Raw genomic sequence first — 23,960 nt, forward strand, 5'->3', positions numbered from 1 at the left:
TCTCTTTCCCCGGGCTTCGCCTTTTCGCGGGTGGGGGGGGGGCGGGGGGGGGCCCCCCCCCCGGGGGGGGGGGGGGGGGCCCGGCCGTCGTCGTCCCGGCACCGGGGCGCCGGCGGTCACGTCAGGCGGTCACCGGCTCGGCGGGCTTGCCGTCGGCCGGGCCGTCGGCCTTCGCGGCGTCCTGGCCCTGCGGCGCGCCGGCCCCGCGCAGCGGCACCTCGCGCAGGAAGACCGCCGCGGCGATCGCGATGACGGCGACGGCGGCACCCCAGAGGAACACGGTGTGCATGCCGTTGGCGACGGCGTGGTGGTAGGCGTCCTGGACGGGCGCGGGCAGCGCCTTGAGCGCCGCCGGGGTCATCTGGCCCGGGTCGCCCTGCAGCGCGGCGGACCCGCCGAGGCGCTCCTCCATGGTCGCGGTGACCCGGCTGTTGAACAGCGCGCCGAACAGCGCCACACCGAAGGAGCCGCCGATGGTGCGGAACAGGGTGGCGGTGGAGCTGGCCACGCCCATGTCCTTGAGCTCGACGCTGTTCTGCGCCACCAGCATGGTGACCTGCATCAGGAAGCCCATGCCGGCGCCGAGCACAACCATGTAGCAGGCGGAGGTGAAGGTGCTGGTCCCGGTGTCCAGCAGGGACAGCAGCAGCGAGCCGGCGGCCATCACGGCGGTGCCGATGATCGGGTAGATCCGGTACTTGCCGGTCTTGGTGATGGCCTGGCCGACGACCAGCGAGATCACCAGCATGCCCAGCATCATCGGCATCAGCAGCAGGCCGGAGTTGGTCGCCGAGGCGCCCTGGACGGTCTGCTGGTAGAGCGGCAGGAAGACGGTCGAGCCGAACATCACGAAGCCGACGATGAAGCCGATGATGCTCACCATGGTGAAGTTCACGTTCTTGAACAGGTCGAGCGGGAGCATCGGCTCCTCGACCCGCTGCTCGACGTAGCAGAAGGCGATCAGCGCGGCGGCGGCCAGCGCGGCGAGGCCCAGGATCTGCTTGGAGCCCCAGGAGTACTCCTGGCCGCCCCAGGTGGTGATCAGGGTCAGCGCGACGATGCCGGTGGTCAGCAGCAGGGCGCCGAGGTAGTCGATCCGGGCGGAGGAGCGGACCTTCGGCAGCTTCAGGGTGGCCACCACGACGGCGAGGGCGACCGCGCCGAGCGGCAGGTTGATGTAGAAGGTCCAGCGCCAGTTCAGGTGGTCGGTGATGAAGCCGCCGACCAGCGGGCCGCCGATGGTGGCGAGCGCCATCACCGCGGCGAACATGCCCTGGTACTTGCCGCGGTCACGGGGCGGGATCAGCGCACCCATGATCGACATCACACCGACCATCAGACCGCCGGCGCCCAGGCCCTGGAGGGCGCGGAAGCCGATCAGCTCGGTCATGTCCCGGGAGAGGCCGGACAGCGCCGAACCCACCAGGAAGATCACGATCGAGGTGAGGAAGGTGCCCTTGCGGCCGTAGAGGTCGCCGAGCTTGCCCCAGATCGGGGTGGAGGCGGCGGTCGCCAGGGTGTACGAGGTGACCACCCAGGCCAGGTGCTCGGCACCGCCGAGCTCGCCCACGATGGTCGGCATCGCGGTGCCGACGATCAGGTTGTCGAGCATGGCCAGCAGCATGGTCACGACCAGGCCGATCATGACCAGCCGGATCTCGCGCGGCGAGCGGGGGGTCTCGTCCACGGCGGCCGGCTGCTGCCCGGACTGCTCCGGCTGCTTCTCGGCCGCCGGTCCGGCCTTCGCCGGATCCTTCTGCCCGGTCTCGCGCGCGGGCGTGGCTTTCTCGCCCGCCGCGCCGCCGGCCTGCGGTTGTGACATGGGTGGTGTCTCCCGGAGTCGGTTCGGGACGACCTCGCAGGCCTTCGCTGCCCTACTTACTTGTCGCCCGGCTAGTTTCTTGGACCGTCGGCACGGTAAGTTGTTCACTAGCCGGGCGTCAAGCCAGTTTTCCCGCCCGCGCTCCGGACGGGCCACAATGAGGGCCCCGCAGTAGTTCACCGACGCAGTCACGAGGCAGGCCATGGGCACGACGCAGAGCCCCCGCAGCGACACCCGCGCCCGCATCATCGCGGTGGCACTGGAGCTGTTCTCCGAGCAGGGGTACGAGCAGACCTCCCTGCGCGAGATCGCCGACCGCCTCGGGGTCACCAAAGCGGCGCTGTACTACCACTTCAAGACCAAGGACGACATCGTCCACGGCATCGTGGTCAGCATGGCCGCGCCGATCGACGACACCATCGAGTGGGGCCGCGGCCAGGAGTGGACGCCGGAGCTGCGCGACGAGCTGATCCGCCGCTTCGCCGCCGGGATGTCCGAGCGGGCGCCGCTGCTGCGCTTCTTCCACGAGAACCAGCCCGCGCTGCGCGAGTCGCCGGCCGGGGTGGAGTTCCGCGACCGGATGATCGCGATGATCCGGCTGGTGCACGGCCCGGGGGCGGGTTTCGAGGACCGGCTGCGCGCGGCGATGTCGCTGTTCACCATCAACTCCGCGTTCTTCCTGCTCAAGCAGGAGCACAACGCCTGCGACTTCCCGCAGGAGGAGCACGAGGTGCCCACGGCCTCCCTGGAGGAGGCGATGGCGGCCTCCCAGCGGGTGGCCCTGGAGATCGCCGCGCTGATCCACCGCGACTGACCGGCCCCCGAGCCGGTCCCCGGACACACGGAGGGCCCCCGTCGGCACGGTCACCGGTGGGGGCCCTCGGGGCTGATGGCGGGGCGTCAGAAGGAGGTGACCCCGCGTGCCGAGAGGAAGGCGATCGGGTTGATCACCGAGCCGTAGTGGTTCTTGTTGCGGATCTCGAAGTGCAGGTGGGGGCCGGTCGAGTTGCCGGTGTTCCCGGAGCTGCCGATCCGCTCGCCGGCCTCGACCCGCTCGCCCGCCGACACCGAGATCGACGACATGTGGGCGTACTCGGCGAAGTGACCGTCCGCCAGCCGCAGCACGACCTCCTTGCCGTACGCGCCGGCCCAGCCCGCCGAGACCACGGTGGCGTCGCCGACCGCGAGCAGCGGGGTGCCCGGGGCGACCGCGAAGTCCACGCCGGTGTGGTAGCCGGCCGCGTACTCGGGGTTGACCACGCCGTACGGGTTGCTGGTCGGCGCGCCCGGAACGGGGGCGGACCACTCGGCCCTGGGCGGCGCGGGAGCGGGCTCGGGAGCGGGGGCCGGCGCGGGCTCGGGAGCGGGGGCCGGGGCCGCCTCGGGAGCCGGGGCCGGCTCTGCGGCCGGAGCGGCCGGCTCTGCGGCGGGCGCGGGCTCCTGGCCGGCCGGCTGGGCGTGGTCGGCGGAGGTCGCGGGCGCCTCGGCCGGCGCGGCGGTCAGCAGGTTGGCGGCCACCGCCACGTACTGCTGCGCCGACCCGTGCTGGTGCGGCATCCGGTACGCGCTGGGGCCGGCCACCTGCACCGCGGCGGGCGCGGGTGCGGCGCTCTGCGGGGCGGTGAACGCCGAGCTGCCGGGGGTCGTGGGGAGGACCGTCTGCGCCGCGGCGTTGCCCGGGGCGGCGACCAGCAGGGCGCCGGAGAGTATCACCGTGGCGGCGCCCACCGCGGTGACCGCCCGGCGGTGCCCGGTGTCGGAGGTCAGGCGGGCCGGGAGGTCCGCGGAGAGGGCGGCCGAGAGGCCGGCGGAGAGCCGGGCCGGGAGGCCGGAGGCGGGGGCGGACGGCGCGGTGCGGGTGCGGAGGGCGTGGCCGAGTCGGGACTGCCAGGCCGCCGCGTGGGTCGCCGTGCGGTCGGCGAGTCGGCGGAGGGCCGGCCCCATGGGCGGGAAGGAGGACATCGGGAAGCTCAACCTCACGGACGTACGGGGGTGGCACTGAGCCCGTCGGGGGCGTGCAGAGCGGGGACCACTCAGGTGTAACCGTCACCGAACGCGGTCCCAAACGGTGTGACCTACTACGGCGTGTAGTCAGCGTGGCGCCGGAGATTCAATCCGATGGAGTAAGGATCATGCGATCCGGCGGTCCTCTCATACGCTTTTCGCTCCGCCGTACCCCGGTCGCCGCACCCGTCCGGGTTACTACCGTCGCTCGTACCGGGCCGGGGGCCTGTGACCAGTGCCACCGGAGGGCACCCGCGCGACGTGGCGGCGCTCACCCCGCGGCCGTGCCACGACCGCCCCGTGACCGCCCGCGCGGACCCCCTGACCGAACGGCCGTTCTGCGGGACCATCGACGCATGTATGCCAACTGGAGCGAAGACACGGACGGCACCGCCCCCAGTGCCCTGCAGCGCCGGTTCACCGCCCTGCGCGGCTGCGACCGCCTGCTCTCGGGCACCCGGCCGCAGAGCCTGCGGGAGCGGCTCGCCGCCCTCGCGGACGGGCACGGCGACGCGTACGACCTCGACCGCCGCCCCGACCAGTACGGCGACGGGGTGGTCCGCACCCTGGAGCGGCGGGTGGCCGAGCTGCTGGGCACCGAGGACGCGGCCTTCTTCCCGACCGGCACCATGGCCCAGCAGGTCGCCGCGCGGATCCGTGCCGAGGAGGCCGGCATCCGCGCCGTCGCCACCCACCCGCTCGCCCACACCGAGCAGCACGAGCGCCACGCCCACGCCGTCCTCGGCGGGCTGCGCAGCCTCTGGCCGACCGTCGAGCCGCGGATCCCGACCGTCCGGGAGGTGCGCGACTTCGACGAGCCGTTCGCCGTGATGATCCTGGAGCTGCCGCTGCGCGAGGCCGGGTTCGTCCTGCCCGCGTGGGGCGATCTGGCGGCGGTGGCGGCCGTGGTCCGGGAGGAGCGGGGGGCCGCCCTGCACCTGGACGGCGCACGGCTCTGGGAGTCCACCACGTACCTGGGCCGCTCGCTGCCGGAGATCGCCGCGCTGGCCGACTCGGTCTACGTCTCCTTCTACAAGACCCTCGGCGGGATCAGCGGCGCCGTGCTGGCGGGCGACGGTGCCTTCGTCCGCACCGCCAAGGCGTGGCGCCACCGCTACGGCGGCCAGCTGTTCCAGCAGTGGCCGGCCGCGCTGGCGGCGCTGGCCGGGCTGGAGCGCGAACTGCCCCGGCTGCCCGCGTACGTGTCGCACGCCGGGACGGTCGCGGCCGCCCTCGCCGAGGCGGTCGCCGACGTGCCCGGCGCCCGGGTCCACCCGGCGCCGCCGCACACCCACCAGTTCCAGCTGTGGCTCCCGTACGGCGCGGCGGAGCTCAACGAGGCGGGGCTGCGGCTGGCGGAGGAGTCGCGGACCGGCCTCTTCGGCAACTGGCGCGAGCCCGGCCCGCCGGGGCTGGCGATGACCGAGGTGACCGTCGCCGGGGCGGCCCTGGAGTGGACGGCCAAGGACGTCGGCGCGGCGGTCGAGGCCTTCCTCGCCCTGCTGCTGGGGCCGGTCTGGGCCGACCGCCTCTGACCGGTCGTGAGATGTCGCCGAATCAGGTCGCGGTGCGTCAGGCACCGCACCGTCAGGCGACCCGCCCGGCAAAGGAGTCCGGCCCGGCAAAGGAGTCCGGCCCGCCCCCGCGAACTGCGGGGACGGGCCGGACGGGTGATTCAGTGCCTGATCACAGGCTGATCGTCACTGCTCGGTGCGATCAGTTGTCGACCGGGCGGACGCGGATCCAGGTCTCGAGGTAGTTCGAGGACTCGTTCTCGATCTCGATGCTGGTGCCGGTCTTCGGGACGATGACGCTGCTGTACGGGTTGTCCTTGGTCCAGTACGACTTGAGGTCGCTGAACTCGTCGACACCCTTGGCGCGCGGGACGATGGTCTCGACGCCGTTCTTGTGCAGGGTCAGGCCGTCGGTGCGCTGCGAGCCGAAGGTCGAGTCGTAGCCGTTGATGCGCGGACGCATCAGGGTGCCGTCGGCCCACTTGATCGGGGTCGGGTGCGAGTCGACCGGGAGGATCAGACCCTGGCCCGGGTGGTTGGTGACGTTGTTGTCGCTCTGGGAGGTGTCCCAGTACCAGATCAGCAGACCGTCCTGGTACGGGTAGTGCTCCACCCAGCCCGGCTTGGCAGCGCCGAAGCCGAAGTTGTACGGGCCGACCTTGAGGGTGCGGTCGTACGAGATGTACTGGCGGTTCTCGGCGATGTAGTACTGCGCGTAGTCGTTCGAGAACTTGCCGGTGATCCGGGAGAAGCCCTTCGGGGCCCAGCCGTTGTCACCGTTCTCGGCACCGTCGGTGAAGACCGCGGCACCGTCGGCGGTGACGGCGATGTCGTCGAGGGCCAGGCCCTTGAGGTGCAGGCCGCCGTCGGTGACGTAGCGGAAGCGGACCTTGACGGCCTTGCCGGCGTAGGCGTCCAGCGAGTAGGCCAGGTCGCCCCACTTGCCGCCCGAGGAACCGGACAGCGAGGGCTTGCCGGACGGGTCGGCCGGGAGGGCGGTGCCGTTGAAGGTACCGGCCAGGGCGGACCAGTTGGCGCCACCGTCGGTCGAGACCTCGGCGTAGGCGTAGTCGAAGTCCTGCTCGATGTCGTACCAGCCCTTGGCCGTCAGCGAGGCCTTGGACTTGCCGGTCAGGTCGAGGTCACGGGTCAGCGAGACGTTCAGGTCGTCGGCGCTGCCGCTCCACCACTCGTTGGCACCCGCGAACGGGGTGTTGATCTCGGTGGTGACGGTCTTCTTCGGCAGGTCGACGACGAGCGCCTGCGGCAGACGGGTGTTGAACTCCGCCGGGCCGATGTGGTGCTTCGACTCCGTGCCGGCCTTGGCCTTGTCGTACTTCAGCCAGCCGAGCTGCAGCTTGCTCCAGGCGTCGAGGTCGTTCGGCATGTCGCCGATCTCGTTCTTGCCCTCGCCGAGCCACGAGCCGGACGACATCAGCGACCAGAAGCCGACCGAGTTGTCGATGCCGCTGCCGGAGGTGTCGTAGAGGTCCGGCAGACCGAGGTCGTGGCCGTACTCGTGGGCGAAGACACCGAGGCCGCCGTTCTCGGGCTGCATGGTGTAGTCGCCGACCCAGATGCCCGTGGTGCCGACCGGGGTGCCGCCGAGCTTGTTGTTGGCGGGACCGGTGGAACCCTGCTGGGTGCCGTAGACGTACGAGCGGTGCGCCCAGAGCGCGTCGGTGCCCTGCTTGCCACCGCCGGCCGACTGGTCCTCACCGGCGTGCACGATCTGGAAGTGGTCGATGTAACCGTCGGGCTCGTTGAAGTTGCCGTCGTGGTCGAAGTCGTACCGGTCCCACTTGTCGTACTCGGCGATCTGGGCCTGGATCTGAGCGTCCGTCTTGCCCTTGGCCTTCTCGGACTGGACCCACGCGGTGATGCCGTCGCGGATCAGGTCCTGGGCGTTGGAGCAGACGTGCTGGCCGCAGTAGTCCGAGCCGTAACGGGCCTCGTTCCACGGCACCTTGACCCAGTCGGTGACCGTGCCCTCGACCGAGTAGCGGCCCGAGGACTGCTTCTCGAAGTAGGTCTTCAGCGAGTCCTTGGTGGTGCTGAAGTACATGTCCTGGAAGTGCTGCTGGTTGTAGTCAGCGCGCCAGGCGGTCGAGTTGTTGGTCGCCGGGTCCGGCTTCTCGATCTGGTTGTGCACCGGACCGGGCGTGCCGCCGTACTTGACCTTGCCGTCGGGCGTGGTCGTGGTGTTGTCCACCTGGTCGCTGAAGTCGACCAGGATGGTGAAGATCTTGTCCGTGCGCTCGCGGGCGAGCTCGACGTACTTGTTGCGGCCCAGCTTGATGCTGCTGCCGCCGCCGATCTGCTCGACCTTGGCGGTGCCGGCGAGCAGCTGCTCGGTCGCGGCCTTCTGCTCGGCCTCGACCTTCTCGGTCAGCGGACCCGGGAAGTTGTGCTCGAGCGAGGTCTGGACCTCGGCCGGGTCAGTCGGAACCGGGGCCGTGGGGGCCGCGGTGGCCACACCCGGGAGCATCCCCGCACCGAGCGCCGCAATGACCGCCGTGGCCACGCCGACCGCAGCGGATTTCCTGGTCATCTTCAACGTTGTGACGTCCTCCCCAAACCGGTCTGGCTCTTGGCCCTCCCGGCAAACCAATGAAAGACAGGTGGACGTATTTGATCCAAGTGAAGACGGAAAAGATAGACCTTGACCGTTACATGGCCACAGCGCTATCCTCCGCGACGCCCTATCAGCTGATGAACAGTCAAAAACTTTAGCGATAAAGCGGCTCGACCTGGCGGAACGTACCCGCACCAGCCGCTGACCAGGCGGCAGGCGGCCGAGTCAGTGGGCGGGATCACAGCTTCTTGGACAGGGAGTAAAAAAGCCGAGGCCCCCGGCGGGAACGCCGGGGGCCTCGAATGTTTGCTGTTATCTGTTAAATGTTTCTACTTCGTCAGGTCGGGTCCGGACGAAGCGACGGCGGCCGGGGTGTCGGCGACGGCCGACTTCTCCTCGCCGCGGAAGGTGAACGTGGCGTCCTTGCCCTCGCCCTCGACACCCACGACCACGATGTGGCCGGCCCGCAGCTCGCCGAAGAGGATCTTCTCGGAGAGGTGGTCCTCGATCTCGCGCTGGATGGTGCGGCGCAGCGGACGGGCACCCAGGATCGGGTCGTAGCCGCGCTTGGCCAGCAGCTTCTTGGCCTCGACGCTGAGCTCCAGGCCCATGTCCTTGTCCTTGAGGCGCTGGTCCACCTTGTCGATCATCAGGTCGACGATCTGGATGATGTCGTCCTCGGACAGCTGGTGGAAGACCACGATGTCGTCGACGCGGTTCAGGAACTCGGGGCGGAAGTGCTGCTTGAGCTCCTCGCCGACCTTCGCCTTCATCCGCTCGTACCCGGTCTGGGTGTCACCCGTGGCCGCGAAGCCCAGGTTGAAGCCCTTGGAGATGTCCCGGGTGCCGAGGTTGGTCGTCATGATGATGACGGTGTTCTTGAAGTCGACCACGCGGCCCTGGGAGTCGGTCAGGCGACCGTCCTCCAGGATCTGCAGCAGCGAGTTGAAGATGTCCGGGTGGGCCTTCTCCACCTCGTCGAAGAGGACGACGGAGAACGGCTTGCGGCGCACCTTCTCGGTCAGCTGGCCGCCCTCCTCGTAGCCCACGTAACCGGGCGGGGAGCCGAACAGCCGGGAGACGGTGTGCTTCTCCGAGAACTCCGACATGTCGAGCGCGATCAGCGCGTCCTCGTCGCCGAAGAGGAACTCGGCGAGCGTCTTGGACAGCTCGGTCTTACCGACGCCCGAGGGGCCGGCGAAGATGAACGAGCCGCCGGGACGCTTCGGGTCCTTGAGGCCCGCGCGGGTGCGCCGGATGGCCTGGGAGAGCGCCTTGATGGCGTCCTTCTGGCCGATGACGCGCTTGTGGAGCTCGTCCTCCATGCGCAGCAGGCGGGAGGTCTCCTCCTCGGTCAGCTTGAAGACCGGGATGCCGGTGGCGGTGGCCAGGACCTCGGCGATGAGCTCCTCGTTGACCTCCGCGACGACGTCCATGTCGCCGGCCTTCCACTCCTTCTCGCGCTTGGCCTTGGCCTGCAGGAGCTGCTTCTCGTCGTCGCGCAGCGACGCGGCCTTCTCGAAGTCCTGCGCGTCGATCGCGCTCTCCTTCTCGCGGCGGACGTCGGCGATCTTCTCGTCGAACTCGCGCAGGTCCGGCGGCGCGGTCATCCGGCGGATGCGCATCCGGGAGCCGGCCTCGTCGATCAGGTCGATCGCCTTGTCCGGCAGGAAGCGGTCCGAGATGTACCGGTCGGCCAGGGTGGCGGCGGCGACCAGGGCGGCGTCCGTGATGGAGACCCGGTGGTGGGCCTCGTAGCGGTCGCGCAGACCCTTGAGGATCTCGATGGTGTGCGGCAGCGACGGCTCGGCGACCTGGATCGGCTGGAAGCGGCGCTCCAGCGCGGCGTCCTTCTCCAGGTGCTTGCGGTACTCGTCCAGGGTGGTGGCACCGATGGTCTGCAGCTCGCCGCGGGCCAGCATCGGCTTGAGGATGCTGGCGGCGTCGATGGCGCCCTCGGCGGCGCCCGCGCCGACCAGGGTGTGCAGCTCGTCGATGAACAGGATGATGTCGCCGCGGGTGCGGATCTCCTTGAGGACCTTCTTCAGGCGCTCCTCGAAGTCACCGCGGTAGCGGGAGCCGGCGACCAGGGCGCCGAGGTCCAGCGTGTAGAGCTGCTTGTCCTTCAGCGTCTCCGGGACCTCGCCCTTGACGATCGCCTGGGCCAGGCCCTCGACGACGGCGGTCTTGCCGACGCCGGGCTCACCGATCAGCACGGGGTTGTTCTTGGTGCGGCGGGACAGCACCTGCATGACCCGCTCGATCTCCTTCTCGCGCCCGATGACCGGGTCGAGCTTGGCCTCGCGGGCGGCCTGGGTGAGGTTGCGGCCGAACTGGTCGAGGACCAGCGAGGTCGACGGGGTGCCCTCGGCCGGCCCGCCGGAGGTGGCGGACTCCTTGCCGGGGGTCTGGTAGCCGGAGAGCAGCTGGATGACCTGCTGGCGCACCCGGTTCAGGTCGGCGCCCAGCTTCACCAGGACCTGGGCGGCGACGCCCTCGCCCTCGCGGATCAGGCCGAGCAGGATGTGCTCGGTGCCGATGTAGTTGTGGCCGAGCTGCAGGGCCTCCCGGAGCGAGAGCTCCAGGACCTTCTTCGCCCGGGGGGTGAAGGGAATGTGACCGGACGGGGCCTGCTGGCCCTGGCCGATGATCTCCTCGACCTGCTGGCGAACGGCCTCAAGAGAAATCCCGAGGCTCTCCAGGGCCTTAGCGGCGACACCCTCACCCTCGTGGATCAGACCCAGGAGGATGTGCTCGGTGCCGATGTAGTTGTGGTTGAGCATCCGGGCTTCTTCCTGAGCCAGGACGACAACCCGCCGCGCGCGGTCGGTGAACCTCTCGAACATCGTTTATCGCTCCTCAGAGCGGTCGGGCAGTTCGGGGTCGGTCCCCGCCCTGTCCTTCCGCATGCTAGTCCCGCTCAGCGGCGCGGCCCACGGATTCGCTCCCGCCGGGGGAACGAGATGCTGCGCGACCAGCCGACACCAATCCCAACCTGATGCTGGGAGACGGTGTTCCCACAGGTGGGCCCGATGCACCAGATACCGCTACGCCATCGGCGAACAACGGCCGCCGGGACGGAGTCGGACGGCTTCCGGCCGATCGCGCGTACTGCCCGGGGCGGGGTGCTCGACCCTGCCCACCTGCATTCATACCCGGTATCGGGCGGCTTCTCGCGCAGTTTCCGCGGTGGCGGTGTTCGCCTGGCGAGAAGTCGGCTGACGGCCCGCCCGATCGCGGGCGGGCGGCGGCGCCCGGCGGCGGTGACGGTGGTTCAGCCACGGCCGCGATCGCGCCGGTGTCCCGGGCGGGCCGGTGGGGGCCACCCGGACATCGCTTGGGCCACCCGGGGGGTGGCGGCGTTACCGCTTCGCTCCTACAGCGTTGCACAACCCGTGAACGTTCCGCCCCCCGTGGCCGGCCCGCGGCGGGGCCGACGGCACGGCCGGGCGCCCCGCGCGGACGCGCCGCGGGGCGCGGTGGCGGGCCCCTCCGCGCCCCGCGCGTGTGGCGTGGCGGTCCGACCCGACGGGCCGGCGGCCGGGGCCCCGCACCCGCCCCGGCGGCCGCACGGCCGGATCGGACCGGCTCCCGGGAGGTGTCCCGGGCCGGACCTCAGGCCGCGTTGGCCTTCTCGTACGCCTCGCGGACGGTGCTGGGCACCCGGCCGCGGTCGTTGACCTCGTAGCCGTTCTCCTTGGCCCACGCGCGCACCTTGGCGGTGTCCGGAGCGGCGCCGCCGGACGGGCGCGGCGAACCGCCCCGGCCGCTGCGGCGGGCGCCGGCGAGGCGGCCGCTCTGCTTGCGGCCCTTCTCGACGTACGGGGCCAGCAGACCGCGCAGCTTGTCCGCGTTGGCGCTCTTCAGGTCGATCTCGTAGGCAACGCCGTCGAGCGCGAACGTCACCGTCTCGTCCGCCGAACCGCCGTCGAGATCGTCTTCAAGAATGACCTGCACCCTCTGTGCCACGGGCTTCCCTTTCCGCTAAACGACCCATTGCCTAAGGAAAGGAAAGCGCCTTTCACCGGAAAACACAAACCCCTGGCCCTCCCGGGAGCGGCTCACAGGTGCAGCAGCATGCGAGAGTTGCCCAGAGTGTTGGGCTTCACACGCTCCAGGTCGAGGAACTCCGCGACTCCTTCATCGTACGAGCGGAGAAGTTCCTCATAGACATCCGTAGCGATCGCCGCGGGGTCTGTCGTACCATCGTCGGTTTCCTGGAGCTCGCCGATCTCGACGAAACCGTGTTTCGCGAAGAAGGACACCTCGAACGTCAAGCAGAAAATCCGACGGACGCCCAGCCAGCGCGCGGTCTGCACGAGCTTCTCCAGCAGCAGGTGCCCGACGCCGATCCCGCGGCAGACCGGGTCGACCGCGAGGGTGCGGACCTCGGCGAGGTCCTCCCACATCACGTGCAGCGCGCCGCAGGCCACCACCGTGCCGTCGTCGTCCCGCTCGGCCACCCAGAACTCCTGGACGGACTCGAACAGTGTGACCGTCGGCTTGTCCAGCAGAATGCCGTCGCGCGAGTAGGCGTCGATGAGCCTGCGCACCGCTCGCACGTCCGTGGTCCGCGCCCGGCGGATGGTGACCTCCATGGCGGGACGTTATCGCGCCGGACCCGACCCGGTCTCCCCGGTATCCGGGCCGCTCTCCGCGGAATCCCCGGCGGCCGGGTCGGTCGGGAACGGAGCGGCCACCCGCAGCGCGTCCCGGAGGGCTTCGCGTTGCTCCGGCGACATCAGGCCGAAGAAGTGCACCAGGGCGGCGGCCGGATTGTCACTGGTCGCCCACGCGTCGTTCATGAGGGCGGCCGTGTACGCCTCACGCGAGGAGACCGGCTCATATCGATAGGCCCGGCCGGCCCGCTCCCGGCGCAGCCAGCCCTTTCTGTGGAGCTTGTCCAGGACGGTCATCACCGTGGTGTACGCGATATCGCGTTCCGACCGGAGATCCAGCAGAACCTCGCGAACCGTGACCGGGCGGTTCCACCGCCACACCCTGGTCATGATGGCGTTCTCTAGTTCACCGAGTTGCCGGACCATAGTGCGGCCAGGATAGGGAGTGAATGGGGCAAATCTTGTGAAGTGCCGCCAAACCGGCGCGCCGCCACTCCCGGGATTCGGGAATGGCGGCGCGCCGGTGGTGCGGTGGGCGGCGGCCCGGGGGACCGGTCAGTCGACCAGGTCCTCCTTGGCCTTCTGGGCCCCGCCCTGGCTGCGGATGATGGCCCGCACCAGGAAGCCGAAGCCGATCGCCATGACCAGCGGCGGGACGATCGCGCTGACGTAGTCCATCAGGTCACTCCTCCTCGGTCTTCTCCGCCGCGGCGGCGGAGGCCTTGGGCTCCGGCTTCACCAGCGGGAAGAGCACCGTCTCCCGGATGTTCTTGCCGGTCAGCAGCATGATCAGGCGGTCCACGCCGAGGCCGAGGCCGCCGGTGGGCGGCATCGCGTACTCCAGGGCCCGCAGGAAGTCCTCGTCCACCTGCATCGCCTCGACGTCGCCGCCGGCCGCCAGCAGCGACTGGGCGGTCAGCCGGGCGCGCTGCTCGACCGGGTCGACCAGCTCGGAGTAGGCGGTGCCGATCTCGGTGCCGAAGATCACCAGGTCCCACTTCTCGGCCACGCCCGGGATCGAGCGGTGCTGGCGGGTCAGCGGGGAGACCTCGGTCGGGTAGTCCCTGATGAAGGTCGGCCGGACGGCGTTCTCCTCCAGCAGGCGCTCGACCATCTCCAGCACGATCTGGCCGTGGCCCCACTCCTTCTCGAAGGGGATGCCGTGGTCGAAGGCCAGCTTGCGCAGCTCCTCCACGGTGGTGTCCGGGGTGACCTCGGTGCCGAGGCGGGCGGAGATGCCCGGGTAGACGCCGATCTCCTCCCACGGCTCGGCCAGGTCGATCTCGTGCTCCACGCCGTGCGGGTCCAGGCCCTTGATCACCGTGGTGCCCAGGGCGTCCCGGGCGGCGTTGACGATGGTGGCCCGGATCAGCTCGGCCTGGGTGTCGTAGTCGCCGTACGCCTCGTACGACTCCAGCGAGGTGAACTCGGGGTTGTGGGTGGAGTCCGCGCCCTCGTTGCGGAAGTTGCGGTTGATCTCGAAGACCTTCTCCGCGCCGCCGACCACCAGCCGCTTGAGGTACAGCTCGGGGGCGATCCGCATGTAGAGGTCGATGTCGTACGCGTTGATGTGCGTCTTGAACGGCCGCGCGTTGGCGCCGCCGTGCACCGGCTGCAGCATCGGGGTCTCGACCTCGATGTAGCCGCGCTCCTCGTAGGTGCGGCGGATCGAGCGGACGACCTTGCTGCGCAGGTGCAGGATCTCGCGGGCCTCGGGGTTGACGATCAGGTCGACGTACCGCTGGCGCACCCGCGCCTCGGGGTCGGTCAGGCCCTTGTGCTTGTCCGGCAGCGGGCGCAGGCACTTGGCGGTGAGCACCCAGCTGTCCACCATCACGGACAGCTCGCCGCGGCGGGAGGTGATCACCTCGCCCTCGACGCCGACCTGGTCGCCGAGGTCGATGTCGGACTTCCACGCGGCCAGCCGCTCCTCGCCCAGCTTGTCCAGGGAGAACATCACCTGGAGGTCGCCGCTGCCGTCGCGCAGGGTGGCGAAGCAGAGCTTGCCGCCGGTGCGGGACAGGATCACCCGGCCGGTGATGCCGGCCCGCTCGCCGGTCGCGGTGTCGGGGGCCAGGTCCGGGTGCTTGGCGCGCAGGTCGGCGATGGTGCTGGTGCGGGGGAAGCCGACCGGGTACGGGTCGACGCCGGCGGCGCGGAGCCGGTCCAGCTTCTCGCGCCGCACGCGCATCTGCTCGGGAAGGTCGTCGGTCGCGGAAAGGGGGCTCTGATCGCTCACCCCACCAGGGTAGCCAGCCCGCGGCGGTGCTCCTCGCCGCCCCGGCCCGTGGGGCGCACCGCGAAGCCCCTGCGGGCCCGCACCACGAAGCCCCGGGCGGGCCGCGTGGTGCGGCCCGCCCGGGGCGGGAGGGGAGGTGCCGGGGGTCAGCCGGTGCCGGTGGCCAGCTCCAGTTCCTCGGGGGCCTCGGCGGCGGGCGCGGGACGCGCCGGAGGCTTGGGCCGGCGGCCGAACAGCTCGGCCGGGGTGGGCATCCGGTGCGTGCGGGGCGCGGTCGTACCGGCGGCGGTCCTTCCGGTGGCGGGCTTCCCGGCGGCGGTGCGGTCGGCGGGGGAGACGTTGCTGCTCATCGGGATCCGTCCTCCAACAGGGATGGGGAGACTGCTCGGGGGTCCGGCAGGGCTCGGTACGGCCATGAGGTGGCGCTGCCCGGTGGTGAGCGCGAGCCGTTCCCGGACGGCCGCCTCGGCCAGCGCGTGGCAGCGCCCGGCCAGCCGGGAGCGGCGGGAGCGCTCGCCCTGGCCGCACGGCTGCCGGGTCAGCCCGCGCAGGGCGGTGAGGTCCTCGGGGCCCGGCAGGTAACCGTCGGTCACCGCCTCCTCCAGCCGCTCCAGGTACCCGGTGGCGCCGCCGGGCAGCGCGTCGCGGTAGCGGGCGAGGTCGGCGAGCAGGAAGGCGCGCAGCCGGCCGCCCTCCCGGACGGCCTCGTCGATGGCCTCGGTGAGGCGCAGCGCGTCCTGGACGTCCTCGGCCCACAGCTCGGCGGCCGGGTACGGGAACGGCGGCCCGTCGGGGCTGCGCGGGTGGAAGGGGACGGCGGGGTGCAGGGCTTGGGCGAGGGCACGGCGCAGCACGCGGACTTCGTCGGCGCTGAAGGCCATCCCGCCGCGCGATCCGTGTGGCGTAGGCATGCGCTGACACTACGTGAGGTATATCCGATTTGTTGGGACTGCCGCGCCAAGTCCCACGTTTGGCCCGGAGGGGCCCTGCGGGTGCGAACCGGGCCCGGCCGGGCCGCCGTGGGACGGCCGGACCCGGGCCCGGTCAGGCCGCCGTGGGACGGTTGCGTTCGTAGACGAGCCGCAGGCCGATCAGGGTCAGCCAGGGCTCGTGGACGTCGATCGTCCCGGCCTCGCCGAGGACCAGCGTGGCCAGCCCGCCGGTGGCGATCACCTGGACGTCGTCCGGGTCCTTGGCCAGCTCCTTGGCCATCCGGTCGACCAGCCCGTCGACCTGGCCCGCGAAGCCGTACAGGATGCCGGACTGCATGCCCTCGACGGTGTTCTTGCCGATCACGTTGCGTGGCCGGGTCAGCTCGATCTTGCGCAGCAGGGCGCCGCGGTTGCCGAGCGCCTCCACCGAGATCTCGATGCCGGGGGCGATCGCGCCGCCCACGTAGTCGCCGCGGGCGTTGACCGCGTCGAAGGTGGTCGCGGTGCCGAAGTCGACCACGATGCACGGGCCGCCGTACAGGTGGTTGGCGGCCAGCGCGTTCACGATGCGGTCCGCGCCGACCTCCTTGGGGTTGTCCATCAGGACGTGCACGCCCGTCTTCACCCCCGGCTCCACGATCACCGCGGGGACGTCGCCGTAGTAGCGGCGCGTCACCTCGCGGAACTCGTGGAGCACGGAGGGGACGGACGAGCAGATCGCCAGGCCCTCGATCGCCGCGTCGGTGATCGCGGTGTGCGAGCCCATCAGGCCGTGCAGCAGCACCGCCAGCTCGTCGGCCGTGCGGCGCGGATCGGTGGAGATCCGCCAGGTCTCGACCACGTCCTCGCCGTCGAACAGGCCGAGCGTGGTCTGGGTGTTGCCGACGTCGATGGTGAGCAGCATGGGGCGCTTTCTGCGAGAGACGGTTACGGACGCAGGTCGAGACCGATGTCCAGGATCGGCGAGGAGTGCGTGAGCGCGCCCACGGCCAGGTAGTCGACACCAGTCTGGGCGACCTCGCGCGCGGTGGCCAGGGTCAGTCCGCCGGACGCCTCCAGCTTCGCCCGGCCGGCCACCAGTTCCACGGCCTCCTTCAGCTGCGGGACCGCGAAGTTGTCCAGCAGGATGAGGTCCGCCCCGGCCTCCAGGACCGGCGGGATCTGCTCCAGGGTGTCCACCTCGACCTCGACCGGCAGCTCCGGGTACGCCGCCCGGACGGCCCGGAACGCCTCGGCGACCCCGCCGGCCGCGACCACGTGGTTGTCCTTCACCAGGGCCGCGTCGGACAGCGCCATCCGGTGGTTGGCCCCGCCGCCGGCGCGCACCGCGAACTTCTCCAGCGCCCGCAGGCCCGGGGTGGTCTTGCGGGTGTCGCGCACCACCGCGCCGGTGCCCTCCAGGGCGTCCGCCCAGGCGCGGGTGGCGGTGGCGATTCCGGACAGGTGGCAGAGCAGGTTGAGGGCGCTGCGCTCGGCGGTCAGCAGGTCGCGGGTGCGGCCGCGCACCGACAGCAGCACCTGGCCGGCCTCGACCCGGTCACCGTCCTCGACGTGCCGCTCGACCTCGAACTCCTCCTCGCAGACCAGCGAGACCACGGCCTCGGCGACCCGCAGTCCGGCCACCACGCCGGCCTGGCGGGCGGTGAAGTCGGCGGTGGCGACGGCGCCGGCCGGCACGGTCGCCACCGAGGTGACGTCCTCGCCGCCGGCCAGGTCCTCGGCCAGCGCCAGGGTGGCGATGTCCTCGACCTCGACCGGGTCCAGGCCGGCCTCCTCCAGCAGCGCGGCGAGCTGGGGGTCCAGGCCGGTCTCGTAGCCCTCGCCGTCCCCGCAGGCGCAGCCGTCGCCGCAGCCGCCGCCGGCCAGGGGGAGTTCCTCGTGGGAGTGGGTCATGGTGTTACTGCTCCTCAGGGGTGCTGACAAGGTCGCCGGAGGCGGCGAGGGTGGTGATCAGGTGGCGCTGCCAGTGCTCGTCGTCGCGCTCGGGGAAGTCCTCCCGCCAGTGGCAGCCGCGGGTCTCCTCGCGGCGGGCGGCGGCGGTGACCAGGGCGGTGGCGACCAGCAGCAGGTTGGCGGCCTCCCAGGTCTCCACCCGCGGGTCGGCCGGCTTCTCCTCGGCCACGTGCGCGTAGGTGTCCTCGGCGAGCAGCGCCAGCCCGGCGGCGGTGTCGGCCATCGAGGCGGCCGAGCGCAGCACGCCCGCGCCGCGCGACATCAGCCGCTGGATCTCGGCCCGCGCCTCGGGCGCCGGCAGCGGTACGGCGTGCGCGGCGCGCGCGGCGACCACGTCCACCGTCCGCTCGGGCAGCCCGCCCGCGGCGTGCCGGGCGGCCAGGTCGGCGGCGATCCGCTCGGCGAAGACCAGGCCCTCCAGCAGCGAGTTGGAGGCCAGCCGGTTGGCGCCGTGCACCCCGGTGCAGGCGACCTCGCCGCAGGCGTACAGGCCCGGGACGGTGGTGCGGCCGTGCAGGTCGGTGCGCACGCCCCCGGAGGCGTAGTGCGAGGCCGGGGCGACCGGGATCGGCTCGGTCACCGGGTCGATGCCGTTGGCGCGGCAGGACGCCAGGATGGTCGGGAAGCGCCGCTCCCACATCTCGGCGCCGAAGTGCCGCCCGTCCAGGTACATGTGCTCGGCGCCCTGCTCCTGCATCCGCCGGGTGATCGCCTTGGCGACGATGTCCCGCGGGGCCAGCTCGGCCAGCTCGTGCCGCCCGAGCATGAAGCGGGTGCCGGCCGCGTCCACCAGGTGGGCGCCCTCGCCGCGGACCGCCTCGGAGACCAGCGGCTGCTGCCCCTCGGCCTCCGGGCCCAGCCAGAGCACCGTCGGGTGGAACTGGACGAACTCCAGGTCGGTCACCTCGGCCCCGGCCCGCAGCGCGAGCGCCACGCCGTCGCCGGTGGAGACCGCCGGGTTGGTGGTCGCCGAGAAGACCTGGCCCATGCCGCCGGTGGCGAGCACCACCGCGCGGGCCCGGATCGCGCCGACGCCGTCGCGCTGGCCCTCGCCCATCACGTGCAGGGTGAGGCCGGCCGCGTGGCCCTCGGCGTCGGTCAGCAGGTCGAGGACGAGCGCGTGCTCGATCAGTTCCAGACCCGGGTCGGAGCGGACGGCGGCGACCAGCGCGCGGGATATCTCGGCGCCGGTGGCGTCCCCGCCGGCGTGCGCGATCCGGCGGCGGTGGTGGCCGCCCTCACGGGTGAGCAGGATCTCGCCGTCGGCGTCGCGGTCGAAGGCGGCGCCGACCTCGATCAGCCGGCGGACGGCGTCCGGACCCTCGGTGACCAGGGCCCGGACGGCGTCCTCGGCGCAGAGCCCGGCCCCGGCCACCAGGGTGTCGTCCAGGTGCTGCTCGGGGGTGTCGCCCTCGCCCAGGGCGGCGGCGATGCCGCCCTGGGCCCAGCGGGTGGACCCGTCGTCCAGCATCGCCTTGGTGACCACCACGGCCCGCAGGCCGGCCTTGCGGACGTTGAGTGCGACGGTGAGGCCGGCCACGCCGGAGCCGACCACCACGACGTCGGTCGTGCTGGTCCAGCCGGGCGCCGGGGCGGTGAGGCGATGGGTGACGGGCATGGCGTTCAGTGGCTCCTTCAGCGCGCGGCGGTCGGGGCCGCGCCGTTGCCGTCACCGTACGCCGCGTCACCGCGGAGCAGGCCGGTGCCCTCCCCCGCCTCGGCGGGGTCGCCGCCGGTGCCGGTGATCCGGTTGTCCCCGTCGACGAAGATCACCTTCGGCACGTAGCCCTTGGCCTCGGCCGTCTCCATCTGCCCGTAGGCGATGAGTATGACCAGGTCACCGGGGTGGACCAGGCGGGCGGCGGCGCCGTTGATGCCGATCACGCCGGAGCCGCGCGGCCCGGCGATGGTGTAGGTCTCCAGCCGGGCGCCGTTGTTGATGTCGACGATGTGGACCAGCTCGCCGGGGAGCAGGTCGGCGGCGTCGAGCAGGTCCTCGTCCACCGTGACCGAGCCGACGTAGTGCAGGTCGGCCTGGGTCACGGTGGCCCGGTGGATCTTGGACTTGAGCATGGTGCGGAGCATGGGGTCACGCCTCCTGTGAGTGCATGCCTAGGGGGTACTGCCGGGGGTGGGGCGGTGCTACGGGTGTGACGGGTGGAGCGGGGTACTGCGGTGCGACGGGTACCGCGGGGCGTCCGGCGCCGCGGGCCGCCGGACGATTCGGTGCTTGCCGCTCATCCGCCTAGCGGCAGATGAGGCGGACGTTGTCGATCAGGCGGGTGGCGCCCACCTTCGCGGCCACGGCCAGCACCGCCTCGCCCTGGAAGTCGTCCGGCGCCTCGGTGAAGTCGTGCGGATCGATCAGGGCGAGGTAGTCAAGGGTGACACCCTCGGCGCCGTCCAGGACGGCCGAGGCGGCCTCGCGCACGGCCTTCGGGCCCTGCGCGGCCACGTCCCGGCCGGCGAACAGCGCCCCGGACAGGGCGAGTGCCTGCCCGCGCTCCTCGGCGGAGAGGTACTGGTTGCGCGAGGACAGCGCCAGGCCGTCCTCCTCGCGGACGGTCGGCACGCCGATCACCTCGACGTCGAAGTCCAGGTCGGCGACCATCCGCTGGATGACGGCCAGCTGCTGGGCGTCCTTCTCGCCGAACAGCGCGAAGTCCGGGTCGGTGATGTGCAGCAGCTTGGCCACCACCGTCAGCACGCCGTCGAAGTGACCCGGGCGGGTGGCGCCCTCGAAGCGCTCGCCCATCGGACCGGCCACCAGGCGCACCTGCGGCTCGCCGTTCGGGTACACCTCCTCGACGGACGGGGCGAAGACCACGTCCGCGCCGTGCTCCTCGGCGAGCCGCACGTCCGCCTCCAGCGAGCGCGGGTAGCGCTCCAGGTCCTCGCCCGCGCCGAACTGCAGCGGGTTCACGAACACCGTGACGGCGACCCGGCCCTCCCGGCCGACCTGCTTGCGGGCGGCGCGGATCAGCGCGGCGTGGCCCTCGTGCAGCGCGCCCATGGTCATCACGACCGCGTTGTCCACCGGCTGCTCGTCCGGCCAGAACGCGGCCTCGAAGTCCGTCACGGTGTGCGTCACGACCGCCCGGTGGACCTTGGGTGCCCGGGGGGCCTTGCCCGGCTGCTTGCCGCGTGCCATCAGCGCTTCTCCTCGTTCAGTACGTCCAGCAGCGCCGCCGCCGACGCTTCGTCGATCGTTCCGCGGGCGAGCGCCCGCTGCGCGGTGGCGCGGGCCATCGCCCGGTACGCCGCCGGGATGTCCGGGGACACCGTACTGAGCTGCGCCAGGTGACGGCGCACGGTACCCGCGTCGCCCCGCGCGACCGGGCCGGTCAGGGCCGCGTCGCCGGAGCGCAGACTGTTGTCGAGCGCGGCCCCGAGCAGCGGGCCCAGCAGCCGGCCGGGCTCGGCCACCCCGGCCGTGCGCAGCAGTTCCAGCGCCTGCGCGACCAGGGTCACCAGGTGGTTCGCGCCGTGCGCCAGGGCCGTGTGGTACAGCGGACGCACCTGCTCGGGCACCCACTCGGGCTCGCCGCCCATCTCCACCACCAGCGCCTCGGCCACCGGCCGCAGCTCGTCCGGCGCGGTCACCCCGAACGGGCAGCCGGCCAGCCGGGCCAGGTCCACCGAGGTGCCGGTGAAGGTCATCGCCGGGTGCAGGGCCAGCGGCAGCGCGCCGGCCTTGGTGGCGGGCTCCAGGACGGCCACCCCGTGCGCGCCGGAGGTGTGCACCACCAGCTGGCCCGGACGGACCGCGCCGGTCGACACCAGGCCGGCCACCAGATCGGCCAGCGCGTCGTCGGGGACGGTCAGCAGGACCAGGTCGGCCGCGGCCAGCACCTGCGGCGGGGTGACGATCCGCACCCCCGGCAGCAGGGCATCGGCCCGGCGGCGCGACGCCGCGGACACCCCGGAGGCGGCCACCACCCGGTGCCCGGCCAGCTGCAGGGCGGCGCCCAGCGCCGGCCCGACCCGGCCGGTGCCGACCACCCCGACGGCCAGCCGCGCGGGCCGGTTGCCGGGGTCGGTGGGATCGCCGAAGCCGTCGGCGAGCGGGGCGAAGTCGCCGAACCCGGCGGACTCGGCACTGTCGGACGTGCTCACGGCTCGGCCCTCGTCCTCACTCTCCGTTCCGGTCCCCTCCGGGTACCGGACGTACCGGCCCATTCTACGGCCGGGGGGAAGCCGCCTCCGGCGGGGAGAGCCGGAGGGGTGGGGACGGGGGTGTGGGGGTGTCGCGGGTCCACCGGCCTGTCCGGCGGCCGGGGCGTCAGTCGGTGGCGCCGGCGCGGACGAGGCCGGCCTCGTAGGCGAGGACGACGGCCTGGACGCGGTCGCGCAGCCCGAGCTTGGCGAGGATGCGGCCGACGTGGGTCTTCACGGTGGCCTCGGAGAGGGTGAGCCGGGCGGCGATCTCGCCGTTCGACAGGCCCTGGGCGACCAGCAGGAACACCTCGCGCTCGCGCTCGGTGAGCGGGGCGAGGGCGTTCGCGCCGGGGGCGGTCTGCGAGGTCGGCAGCACCTCGGCGAAGCGGTCGATCATGCGCCGGGTGGTGGTCGGGGCGACCACCGCGTCACCGCCGTGCACCGCCCGGATCGCGGCGACCAGCTCGGTCGGCGGCACGTCCTTGAGCAGGAAGCCGCTGGCGCCCGCCTTGAGCGCGGCGAAGGCGTACTCGTCGAGGTCGAAGGTGGTGAGGATGAGCACGTGCGGCGCCCCCGGCAGCGGGCTGCCGTCCTCGGCCAGGCAGATCCGCCGGGTGGCCTGCACCCCGTCCAGGCGGGGCATCCGGACGTCCATCAGGATCACGTCGACCTGGGTGTGCTTCAGCCTCTCCAGCGCCTGGACCCCGTCCCCGGCCTCGGCGGCGATCTCGATGTCGCCCTGCGACTGCAGGATCATCCGGAACCCGGTGCGCAGCAGCTCCTGGTCGTCGACGAGCATCACGCGGATGGTCAAGGTGACTCCTCGGTTGGGCGCCCCGGCTACTTGGCAGCCTTGAGCGGTAGTACGGCTCGGATGCGGAAGCCGCCGCCGGGGCGGGGGCCGACGTCGAGGCTGCCGCTGACCATGCCGACGCGCTCGCGCATGCCGATCAGACCATGGCCGAGTCCGTCGACCCCGCCGGTGGTCAGCTGCTCGTCGGTCGTGCCCCGGCCGTCGTCCTCGACCAGGACGGCCAGCTCGCGCTCGCCGAAGTCGACGGCGACCCGGGCGTGCACATCGGGCCCGCCGTGCTTGCGGACGTTGGTCAGCGCCTCCTGGACGATCCGGTAGACGGTGAGCTCGACCCCGCGGGGGAGTTCACGGGCCTCGCCGGAGGTGGCGTAGTCGACCTGCAGCCCGGCCGTGCGGACCTGCTCCAGCAGCTCCGGCAGCTCCTCGACGCCGGGCTGCGGCACGTACTCCTCGCCGACCGTGTCGGAGGTCCGCAGCACGCCCAGCAGGCGGCGCATCTCGACCAGCGCCTGGCGCCCGGTCGAGGCGATGGTGCCCAGCGCCTCCTTGGCCTGCTGCGGCGAGTTGTCCAGCACGTACGCGGCGCCGTCGGCCTGGACGATCATGACGGAGACGTTGTGCGCGACGACGTCGTGCAGCTCGCGGGCGATCCGGGCCCGCTCGGCCGCGACCGCCACCTTGGCCTGGGCGTCCCGTTCGCGCTCCAGGCGGGAGGCGCGGTCCTCCAGCTCGACCAGGTACGCCCGGCGCACCCGGGTGAGCCGGCCCCACGCCCAGCAGAGGATGAACGGCGTGGTCATCAGCCCCATGATGAAGAGGCTCTCGCCGATGCCGTACGGCTGGGTGACGATCTGGTCGTTCTCGTCCAGGCGGGTCTTCTCCGGACCGAGCTGCCAGAACACCAGCGGTCCGGCGAGCGCCCCGAAGGCCAGCGCGAGCCGGGAGACCCACGGTGAGCCGAAGGCGGCGCCGGTGTACGCGAAGACCAGGTACCCGATGCTGGAGGCGCCCGGCTCGACGTTCAGCGCCACCTGGGCGAGCCCGAGGCCGCCCGCGGCGCACACGGTGATGTCCGGGTGGCGGCGGCGGAAGACCATCAGCAGCGGGAGCAGCACGGCGACCGCGTAGTGCACACCGATGCGCCAGCCGTCGGCGCGGCCGGGATCCTCGGGGAGGAGGCCGATCAGGAGCACGAGCGACGCCCACGCGGAGTCGACGACCATGGGGTGTCGGCGGAGCCAGGCGTTGAGTCGATGCACGCCTCAAGCCTAGGCAGTCGCGGAACGTGCCCAGGTCCGCCGGGAGGGCGATCCGGCCTACTCCCTAGGTC

General features: G+C 72.0%; 20 protein-coding genes. 2 read left to right on the forward strand and 18 right to left on the reverse strand.

What is annotated here, in order from left to right; genetic code table 11:
* Positions 1 to 121 precede the first annotated feature (121 nt).
* Positions 122 to 1,822, reverse strand: coding sequence for an MDR family MFS transporter (locus tag ACWEQL_RS12145; RefSeq protein ID WP_452150121.1), 1,701 nt, complete (start codon positions 1,820 to 1,822; stop codon positions 122 to 124).
* Positions 1,823 to 2,024: 202 nt separating this feature from the next.
* Between ACWEQL_RS12145 and ACWEQL_RS12150 the strand changes: the two genes are divergently transcribed.
* Entirely contained in the window at positions 2,025 to 2,636 is a 612-nt protein-coding gene (locus tag ACWEQL_RS12150) for a TetR/AcrR family transcriptional regulator (protein ID WP_452150122.1), read from the forward strand.
* Between the two features lie 86 nt (positions 2,637 to 2,722).
* On the opposite strand, the gene ACWEQL_RS12155 is transcribed toward ACWEQL_RS12150, so the two are convergent.
* Entirely contained in the window at positions 2,723 to 3,784 is a 1,062-nt protein-coding gene (locus tag ACWEQL_RS12155) for a M23 family metallopeptidase (RefSeq protein WP_452150123.1), read from the reverse strand.
* 398 nt (positions 3,785 to 4,182) lie between these two features.
* Between ACWEQL_RS12155 and ACWEQL_RS12160 the strand changes: the two genes are divergently transcribed.
* On the forward strand, positions 4,183 to 5,361 hold the full coding sequence (locus ACWEQL_RS12160; RefSeq protein ID WP_452150124.1) for a threonine aldolase family protein: 1,179 nt from the start codon (positions 4,183 to 4,185) through the stop codon (positions 5,359 to 5,361).
* Between the two features lie 181 nt (positions 5,362 to 5,542).
* Here the strand turns inward: ACWEQL_RS12160 and ACWEQL_RS12165 are convergent, their stop codons facing one another.
* The 16 genes from ACWEQL_RS12165 to ACWEQL_RS12240 form a co-directional block, all read right to left on the reverse strand.
* A complete protein-coding gene (locus tag ACWEQL_RS12165) occupies positions 5,543 to 7,891 on the reverse strand; it encodes an immune inhibitor A domain-containing protein (protein WP_452150125.1) in 2,349 nt (782 codons plus the stop codon).
* 353 nt (positions 7,892 to 8,244) lie between these two features.
* Positions 8,245 to 10,761, reverse strand: a complete 2,517-nt coding sequence (locus ACWEQL_RS12170; protein WP_452150126.1) for an ATP-dependent Clp protease ATP-binding subunit — start codon at positions 10,759 to 10,761, stop codon at positions 8,245 to 8,247.
* Positions 10,762 to 11,530: 769 nt separating this feature from the next.
* Positions 11,531 to 11,884, reverse strand: coding sequence for a histone-like nucleoid-structuring protein Lsr2 (locus ACWEQL_RS12175; protein ID WP_452150127.1), 354 nt, complete (start codon positions 11,882 to 11,884; stop codon positions 11,531 to 11,533).
* 92 nt (positions 11,885 to 11,976) lie between these two features.
* A complete protein-coding gene (locus ACWEQL_RS12180; protein WP_452150128.1) occupies positions 11,977 to 12,513 on the reverse strand; it encodes an amino-acid N-acetyltransferase in 537 nt (178 codons plus the stop codon).
* A 9-nt stretch (positions 12,514 to 12,522) separates the two neighbouring features.
* Positions 12,523 to 12,960, reverse strand: a complete 438-nt coding sequence (locus tag ACWEQL_RS12185; RefSeq protein ID WP_452150129.1) for a BlaI/MecI/CopY family transcriptional regulator — start codon at positions 12,958 to 12,960, stop codon at positions 12,523 to 12,525.
* Between the two features lie 129 nt (positions 12,961 to 13,089).
* Positions 13,090 to 13,212: a hypothetical protein gene (locus tag ACWEQL_RS12190; protein WP_256463529.1), complete on the reverse strand. Its 123-nt coding sequence runs from the start codon at positions 13,210 to 13,212 to the stop codon at positions 13,090 to 13,092.
* A gap of 4 nt (positions 13,213 to 13,216) precedes the next feature.
* Complete coding sequence (lysX, locus tag ACWEQL_RS12195; protein WP_452150130.1) at positions 13,217 to 14,773, reverse strand: bifunctional lysylphosphatidylglycerol synthetase/lysine--tRNA ligase LysX; 1,557 nt, start codon at positions 14,771 to 14,773, stop codon at positions 13,217 to 13,219.
* 146 nt (positions 14,774 to 14,919) lie between these two features.
* Positions 14,920 to 15,684, reverse strand: coding sequence for a hypothetical protein (locus ACWEQL_RS12200; RefSeq protein WP_452150131.1), 765 nt, complete (start codon positions 15,682 to 15,684; stop codon positions 14,920 to 14,922).
* A 133-nt stretch (positions 15,685 to 15,817) separates the two neighbouring features.
* Positions 15,818 to 16,609, reverse strand: a complete 792-nt coding sequence (locus tag ACWEQL_RS12205) for a type III pantothenate kinase (protein ID WP_452150132.1) — start codon at positions 16,607 to 16,609, stop codon at positions 15,818 to 15,820.
* A gap of 23 nt (positions 16,610 to 16,632) precedes the next feature.
* Positions 16,633 to 17,598, reverse strand: a complete 966-nt coding sequence (gene nadC / locus ACWEQL_RS12210) for a carboxylating nicotinate-nucleotide diphosphorylase (protein ID WP_452150133.1) — start codon at positions 17,596 to 17,598, stop codon at positions 16,633 to 16,635.
* Between the two features lie 4 nt (positions 17,599 to 17,602).
* Positions 17,603 to 19,276 (reverse strand): L-aspartate oxidase, encoded by a 1,674-nt coding sequence (locus ACWEQL_RS12215; protein ID WP_452150134.1) that lies wholly within the window; start codon positions 19,274 to 19,276, stop codon positions 17,603 to 17,605.
* Between the two features lie 17 nt (positions 19,277 to 19,293).
* The gene (panD, locus tag ACWEQL_RS12220; protein ID WP_452150135.1) at positions 19,294 to 19,743 is read right to left on the reverse strand and encodes an aspartate 1-decarboxylase; all 450 of its coding nucleotides are present in this window, start codon (positions 19,741 to 19,743) and stop codon (positions 19,294 to 19,296) included.
* Positions 19,744 to 19,903: 160 nt separating this feature from the next.
* Complete coding sequence (gene panC / locus ACWEQL_RS12225; RefSeq protein ID WP_452150136.1) at positions 19,904 to 20,809, reverse strand: pantoate--beta-alanine ligase; 906 nt, start codon at positions 20,807 to 20,809, stop codon at positions 19,904 to 19,906.
* Positions 20,809 to 21,672, reverse strand: a complete 864-nt coding sequence (locus ACWEQL_RS12230) for a Rossmann-like and DUF2520 domain-containing protein (RefSeq protein WP_452150171.1) — start codon at positions 21,670 to 21,672, stop codon at positions 20,809 to 20,811. The genes panC and ACWEQL_RS12230 overlap by 1 nt, the downstream gene beginning before the upstream one ends.
* Before the next feature lie 268 nt (positions 21,673 to 21,940).
* Positions 21,941 to 22,630: a response regulator gene (locus ACWEQL_RS12235; protein ID WP_452150137.1), complete on the reverse strand. Its 690-nt coding sequence runs from the start codon at positions 22,628 to 22,630 to the stop codon at positions 21,941 to 21,943.
* A gap of 26 nt (positions 22,631 to 22,656) precedes the next feature.
* Entirely contained in the window at positions 22,657 to 23,889 is a 1,233-nt protein-coding gene (locus ACWEQL_RS12240) for a sensor histidine kinase (protein ID WP_452150138.1), read from the reverse strand.
* Between the last annotated feature and the right edge of the window lie 71 nt (positions 23,890 to 23,960).

The organism is Kitasatospora sp. NPDC004240, assembly GCF_053603215.1.